We start from the raw sequence: 6,000 nt of genomic DNA, 5'->3' as shown, positions 1-6,000 counted from the left end.
CTCACCGCTGCTGGATACGATGCCTATGAGCCAACCTGAAAGGACACGGCTCTAGTTGCGGCGCCCCCTCCCCCGTATCAGTCGGTTCCTCTGACATGGTCGGGAGAATAGCACGCCGGCCATCCCGTCATCCGCGATCTGCCCGAACCTTCCTGATGGTCTCGGGCGAGACACCGGCAAGCTTCGCCAGGGCGCGCAGGCTCATTTCCTGATTCGCAGGATCGGCCAGGATCTCGATCACCCTCGCATGCTTCGCCTGCCGCGATCCCGTCGCCTGTCCATTTTCCAATCTGGACGGGTTTCTGGACACCGGACGTTCTGTGATCAGGGCTTCCATCTGGGCTTCGAGCTGCGCAACACGCTCGCGCAGGGCGTCCAGTTCCGTGGGCGACTGGACAGGCTCAACGGTCTCAACGGGCGCCAGTGCCGGCTCTGCGGCGATCCTGGCGGCATCGGGAACGTAAGTCCGAACGGGGATCGGTCGCGCGTCCAGTTCAGCCGCCGCGTCCTCAAACTGGATACCGGATCTAGACGCCATCGCACGGGCTGCACGCATCGCCCGGTCGCGCTGTTCCGCGTCGCCAGGATCTGCGGTCGGCTTCGCGGTGGCGCGTTTCAGCAGCCTGCGGAAGCGTACTTCGTCAAAGGGCCAGATCGTGTCCATTTTCCATAACTGGACACTGAAACTGGACGCTACAAGCGGAGGCCAGCTTTGGCTGTTGACCGTAGGTTCCCGATCCGGATCCGTACGGATAGGGTATAGGCAGAGACAGCGCGGCCGATTGATACCCGAGCACCGATTCCGTTGGCCCAAAAGCGATCCGCTCCCCGTTCCCCGGCCAAAGCGCCGAGTGTGCAGGACGCTGAGAGCGCCTATTTTCGCGACGCCGTCGCCTATTCTGAACGTGCTCTGCTGATCATCATCGGCGCCACCGTGACGGTGCTCGCCGGATTCCTGTCGCAGGTATGGGGAAGCGCTGGCCTGCCGTTCCGAATCGAGTTGGCTAAATCCCTGACCTCGTTCGGCTGGCTCCTGACGTGTTGCTTCGCCCTCCCGCCGCTACGCCTGATCTCGCTCCGGCCGGTCCTCGCCACGAGTTGGGTATCGATCCCGTTCTTCCTCGTATGGGCGGTCAGCGTCCTGGCCGCCGCCATCTACTACATGACCCTACTGAAGCATCTGGGCGAGACCATCCTGCAATTTGCGGCCGTAGCGGCCTAGGACGGCCGGCAGTCCGATCCCGGCAGCAAGCAGCGCCGAGACCACCGCAGCCGCCTACGGGCCTCCCTGGCGCTTCTACATGTCGTCCACGCGCTTGCCTTGCACCTGTCCGTGCCGCTGAAGCATGAGGAACAGCCCCTCCCGGTAGAGGGCCTGCATGGTGGTCCGCTTCTCGAAGGCCAACTTCCTGATCAGCTCGAACGTCTCGGGCCGCGCATAGAGCGAGCGCTGGTCATAATCGACCGGGGCCGGCTTGGACTGCTCCCGCCGAAGGATAGCCGCCTCACGCCGGGGAGGGATGGCCGCGTTCCCCAGAGAAGCCGCCGCCGCGTCCAGATCGTCCCTGGTCGGGATCTCGCCAGCCTTCCGGGCCGCGTACCTCTCAAGAACACGCGCCGCCTCCCCCGGCTCGATCACCACAGCCCCCACCCCTCGCCTACCGCGCATCTTCATAACCACCCCTCCTGTATGAGCAGACAGGTAGGTCTAGTCGAATATCTCCACAAGTGCCGCGATGAATAAAAATTCCCCATCCAACGTTTCGATTTATCGAAATCCAATACATCCGCCTTGTCATCTTGACTCGACTGGCGACTCACCTCAACCTAATGGTCATGAACCTGCACGACAACCTTCCCGACCAGGCCGACGACCTGTCAGACCTGTTGGCCGAAGCCCTGGACGGTTCCGATCCGATCCGCGTGCGCTACCTCATTGAACTGATCGGACAGACCCTGGACACGCGCTACGAACTTCCCGGCGTGCCCGACGTGTTGCCGAAGTCCTGATTTTCGGCTCGATTTATTTTGAGCCGATGAGACCCTGTTTTGCAGCCTTATGGGGTCTCGAATTGCTGTAGATGTAGCGACCTGATCCGTACATCCAGGCACAGGGGTTGACATTCAAGCCGATTTGATGTATAAGCAGGCTACGCTGACATCTTCACGTCCTGCCGCACCTGCCATCGCAAGATGACGGGCTTTTCGGCGTATTAAACCCAGGTATTACCCGCCATGCACCCGATCAACATCCGGCTCCCCGCCGCGATGATCGAGGCGTTGCGCGCCCAGGCCGAGGCTCACAACCTTCCGCTGGCCGCGCACGTCCGCTCGCAGCTCGCCGCCACCATCGCCAAGCCGCACAATATCCTCAAGGGCTCCATCCGGTGAGCCGCATTCGCGTCAATCCGCAGGCCCGGCCCGTTGAAGTTCGGCTTCTGATCCCTGCCGAACAGTACGAGGATTTGAAGGCGATCAGCAAAGTCAAAGGACTGGCGGCTTCTCAGCTCGCCCGATCGATCATCCTCGAATACCTCAACCGACTTTACGTCCAATCCGCTACCAAGGACTAACACAGTGACCAATCCCGACATCGCCGCGCTTAAGCGGGAACTGGCCGAAGCCAAGGCCGAGCTAGCCGCAACCCGCCGCGCCCAGGCGATCACCAGCGCCATCGCCGGACGTAAGTTCAAGAGCCCGGATGCCGTATCGGCCCTCGTCGAGAAGCAGGTCGCCTTCAATGAGAATGGCGCTCTGGTCGCAGTAGATGACAAGGGGGTCTATCGTATTGGTAGGGCGGATGGCGCGTACATGTCCGTCAACGAACTGGTGGATGAAATCGAACGCTCCGGCTCCGAGACCGCCAAGACAGAGAACCGCACCAGACCGAAGCACAACCCGTTCACCGGTCCGCACAAGAACGTGACGGCGGCGATGCAGTTGTATCGCGACAACCCTGAGCTAGCCCGGGAATATGCCCGTGAAGCTGGCATCAACCTGGACAATATCCGATGACACAATTTGCCCCCGGCATGCAGCGTGGCTGGCGAGAGCGTCGCGCCAAAGCCGACCGAACAGACTATCATGCAGACGAACGTGCCGCCGTCCGCGCAATCCGGGACGCCGCCGCCGCTGAAAAGGCCGCCGCCGACCGTGCCGCTATTGCTGCGCAGGAAGCCGCCCTGGTCGCCGCTCGATGCGAGTGCCCCGTATGCCGGGATGGTCTCGTGACCCTCGATCTCGCCGAACGCGTGATCCGTGCCCTCGCCAAGCTGCCGGCCGGCTCGCCCGTCGATCAGGACGTGCTCATGTCGCTCCAGGGAGCCATCGTCGCCCAGGCCGCCCAGGCCGCCGATCCCGTTGCCGACACGCGCGCTGTGATCACCCCGAAGTCTGAGCCCGTCATCCTGCAGAAGCCCCGCAGGAAGCCGACCGCCGCTGAGATTTATGCGGCCGGGGAGGATGGCGTTGCGGAACTGGACGACTAGTCATGCCCTCTGGCGCTTACACTCCAGTTTTCGAAGTCCGCAAAGGCGGCGAGAACATCACCGCCAACTTCCAGAACAGGGCCGTCAGCATTGATGTCGAGTTGTGCTCTGGTGACGGCGCCCAGGATACTTGCACGATCGTCGTCGATGACCGGGATTGGTTGATCTCCAGGCCAAACGTCGGCGATGCGATCCAAGTATTGCTCGGCTACCAGGAAGTCGGCACGGCATTCATGGGAACCTTTGAGGTTGACGAGGTTGTATTCTCGTATCCACCGAAGCAAATCTCGATCCATGGCAATAGTCTCGGCTTCGTCGGTCCGATCAAGTCTCAGACCACCCGTAATTTCGAGGGCAAGACGCTCGGAGAGATTATCAAAGACTACGCCGGCAAACTTGGCCTGAGCGCCACTGTGGACTCCGACCTGTCGGGGCTCAAGATCCCGTACATGAATGCCACCAACAGCCCGATGCACGTGTTTCAGGAGTTCGAGAAACTGTACGGCGGGGTACTGAAAATCTCCGGCGGCCAGCTCACGTTCGCTAAGCGTGACTCAGGGACGACAGCTTCGGGCGAGGAGATGCCCTTGGTGGTCCTAAGGGCTGAGCACATCGCCAATTGCCGGGTAAAGCACGTCAATCGAGGCGAATACTCCAAAACCGTCGCCCGCTATAAGGACCCGACCACCCACACTGAGAAGAGCGTCGAAGCGCAATCGAGTGTGTCGGACAAGATCGTCCGTGGCGAGGATGGTCAGGAGCAATCGACTCCGTTTACGATCACCAACCTGTTCCCCACCAAGGAGGCCGCCGAGAAGGCCGCCCAGGCTCAACAGGCGGCGATGGATCGCACGTTAGGCGAAGGGCTGTTCACGCTGGCCCAAGGGGACCCGTGGGTGCGAGACGGCAACCGCCTGCTCGTTACCGGTACGCGCGACGGCATTGACGGATCATACGTCACCGATATCGTCCGCCACTCGTTCTCCCACGACACCGGTCTGACTTCGAGCTTGAGCACGAAGGCGCCGGGCCAGGGCGAGTCGAACTTCGCCACCCTGTACGAGGGCAACCCATCCGCCGCGCTCGCTCCGGCACCGGGTCAGGTGGTCGGTGACGTACTCCCGCAGTCGGTAGACCACGGCAACGCCAACCCTGCGGCTCCCGCGCCATGACCATCCTCAACGCGTTCGCTTACGTGCCAGAGCTGGTGATGGTCGGGCTGATCTTCGGATTGCACTACGCACCGTGAGCCTACCGGGGGCCGCCGATCCAACCCAAATGCCACTGGAAGGGGTAGAGCGAAACACCACCCTTCCAACCATCGCAGGTACGAACGGTCAGCCTCACGGGCTAACGTCCAACACGTCGATTGCCGGAATACACGGCAGACGAGCATGCGACGAGGATGTAGAGGGGGTGGCGATAAATCAGCCGAAGCGCACTCTCCCGACGTAAAAGGATCTTTATTTATTTTCCACACTACGGTTTGGACAAAATAATAGCCCCCATCCATCATTGGAAGGGAGCTTGCACCGACCTCGGAACACCTAAGAGGGGCCTAGGTCGGTGCCCCTCTCACCTTAGATGGACCTGCCCTAGACCTTGTTCAAGCCTGCCGGGCGATCACCCGCTGGACTTGGACAGCCGACCACTCACCACCGCGCGCTGTCGGGATACCGCGCTCGTTCAGGCCAGCGGCGATTTCACGAAGCGAGACCGCCCCGGCCGCACGGATCTCGGCTACGATCCCCGACAGGTCGGATGCGCGAGCGTTGGCCTTCGCCAGCCGGGCCGCATTACCCTTGGCCTGAGTCTCGGCGCTGATGGTAGCGCCACGATCGCCACCAAGCTTGACGCCCCGCGCCTTGGCAGCCGCCAGAGCCGCCTTGGTGCGGGTGCTAATCATCCTGGCCTCTTCCTCGGCGACGACAGCCATGATGCCGACCGTCATACGGTTCGCACTCGGCATGTCGCAGGCCACGAACTCCACGCCAGCCTTGGACAGCCCGAGGAGGAAGTGAGCGTCACGCGCCAGCCTGTCCAGCTTGGCGACAACGAGGGTGGCACCGTGGACACGGCACAGCTTCAGTGCCTCGGCCAGCTTGGGTCGGTCGGAATTCTTCCCGCTTTCGACCTCGACAACCTCGCTGATCACCGACCACCGACCACCGTTGAGGTAATCGGCGACGGCCTTGCGCTGGCCCTCCAGCCCGAGACCGCTTGCGCCTTGCTGCTTGGTGGAGACCCGCAGGTACGAGATGAACTTCCCCTCGGCCATGTCGTCCACCCGCTGTTGCGTAACGCTCTACGTCCGTTGAATCATATGTAACAGGCCAGCGAGACGGCTGCAACAAGTATCTCGACCCTCCGAACGTATTGCGATGCACAATCGATAGCTGCACCATTTCCATTGCGAGTCGACACGGCTACGGGCTGCACAGGCCACGGTATAGGTCAAGCATAAATCGACGACCCCCTCTTTTTTTGTGGTGACTAGGGGGTTGGGTGTGTT

General features: G+C 61.6%; 10 protein-coding genes. 7 read left to right on the top strand and 3 right to left on the bottom strand.

Features of this window, described 5'->3' with window-relative positions:
- Positions 1-127: 127 nt before the first annotated feature.
- Positions 128-664, bottom strand: coding sequence for a hypothetical protein (locus MFF40_RS24190; protein ID WP_238262556.1), 537 nt, complete (start codon positions 662-664; stop codon positions 128-130).
- Positions 665-853: 189 nt separating this feature from the next.
- Here MFF40_RS24190 and MFF40_RS24185 point away from each other — a divergent pair, with 189 nt between their 5' ends.
- Positions 854-1,222, top strand: coding sequence for a hypothetical protein (locus tag MFF40_RS24185; RefSeq protein ID WP_238262555.1), 369 nt, complete (start codon positions 854-856; stop codon positions 1,220-1,222).
- A 75-nt stretch (positions 1,223-1,297) separates the two neighbouring features.
- Here MFF40_RS24185 and MFF40_RS24180 read toward each other — a convergent pair whose 3' ends face one another.
- The gene (locus MFF40_RS24180; protein ID WP_238262554.1) at positions 1,298-1,642 is read right to left on the bottom strand and encodes a hypothetical protein; all 345 of its coding nucleotides are present in this window, start codon (positions 1,640-1,642) and stop codon (positions 1,298-1,300) included.
- Positions 1,643-1,836: 194 nt separating this feature from the next.
- Between MFF40_RS24180 and MFF40_RS24175 the strand changes: the two genes are divergently transcribed.
- From MFF40_RS24175 to MFF40_RS24150, 6 genes are all read left to right on the top strand, one after another.
- Positions 1,837-2,010: a hypothetical protein gene (locus MFF40_RS24175; protein ID WP_238262553.1), complete on the top strand. Its 174-nt coding sequence runs from the start codon at positions 1,837-1,839 to the stop codon at positions 2,008-2,010.
- 225 nt (positions 2,011-2,235) lie between these two features.
- Positions 2,236-2,391 carry a BrnA antitoxin family protein gene (locus MFF40_RS24170; RefSeq protein WP_238262552.1) on the top strand — a complete coding sequence of 52 codons (156 nt, stop codon included), beginning with the start codon at positions 2,236-2,238 and terminating at the stop codon, positions 2,389-2,391.
- Positions 2,388-2,573, top strand: a complete 186-nt coding sequence (locus MFF40_RS24165; RefSeq protein ID WP_238262551.1) for a hypothetical protein — start codon at positions 2,388-2,390, stop codon at positions 2,571-2,573. The genes MFF40_RS24170 and MFF40_RS24165 overlap by 4 nt, the downstream gene beginning before the upstream one ends.
- Positions 2,574-2,577: 4 nt before the next feature.
- Positions 2,578-3,015, top strand: a complete 438-nt coding sequence (locus tag MFF40_RS24160) for a hypothetical protein (protein ID WP_238262550.1) — start codon at positions 2,578-2,580, stop codon at positions 3,013-3,015.
- Positions 3,012-3,488, top strand: coding sequence for a hypothetical protein (locus MFF40_RS24155; protein ID WP_238262549.1), 477 nt, complete (start codon positions 3,012-3,014; stop codon positions 3,486-3,488). Before MFF40_RS24160 ends, MFF40_RS24155 begins: the two co-directional genes overlap by 4 nt.
- Before the next feature lie 2 nt (positions 3,489-3,490).
- Positions 3,491-4,660 carry a hypothetical protein gene (locus MFF40_RS24150; protein WP_238262548.1) on the top strand — a complete coding sequence of 390 codons (1,170 nt, stop codon included), beginning with the start codon at positions 3,491-3,493 and terminating at the stop codon, positions 4,658-4,660.
- A 434-nt stretch (positions 4,661-5,094) separates the two neighbouring features.
- Here MFF40_RS24150 and MFF40_RS24145 read toward each other — a convergent pair whose 3' ends face one another.
- Positions 5,095-5,766: a recombinase family protein gene (locus MFF40_RS24145; RefSeq protein ID WP_238262547.1), complete on the bottom strand. Its 672-nt coding sequence runs from the start codon at positions 5,764-5,766 to the stop codon at positions 5,095-5,097.
- Between the last annotated feature and the right edge of the window lie 234 nt (positions 5,767-6,000).

Source organism: Methylobacterium mesophilicum (assembly GCF_022179445.1).
Lineage (GTDB): Bacteria > Pseudomonadota > Alphaproteobacteria > Rhizobiales > Beijerinckiaceae > Methylobacterium > Methylobacterium mesophilicum.
This window is presented reverse-complemented; position numbering and strand designations above follow the sequence as displayed.

What these genes read in the sequence shown, in the direction of transcription:
- MFF40_RS24190 (WP_238262556.1), bottom strand. Translation starts at nt 664, where the DNA reads ATGGACACGATCTGGCCCTTTGACGAAGTACGCTTCCGCAGGCTGCTG.
- MFF40_RS24175 (WP_238262553.1), top strand. Translation starts at nt 1,837, where the DNA reads ATGAACCTGCACGACAACCTTCCCGACCAGGCCGACGACCTGTCAGAC.
- MFF40_RS24150 (WP_238262548.1), top strand. Translation starts at nt 3,491, where the DNA reads ATGCCCTCTGGCGCTTACACTCCAGTTTTCGAAGTCCGCAAAGGCGGC.
- MFF40_RS24155 (WP_238262549.1), top strand. Translation starts at nt 3,012, where the DNA reads ATGACACAATTTGCCCCCGGCATGCAGCGTGGCTGGCGAGAGCGTCGC.
- MFF40_RS24145 (WP_238262547.1), bottom strand. Translation starts at nt 5,766, where the DNA reads ATGGCCGAGGGGAAGTTCATCTCGTACCTGCGGGTCTCCACCAAGCAG.
- MFF40_RS24170 (WP_238262552.1), top strand. Translation starts at nt 2,236, where the DNA reads ATGCACCCGATCAACATCCGGCTCCCCGCCGCGATGATCGAGGCGTTG.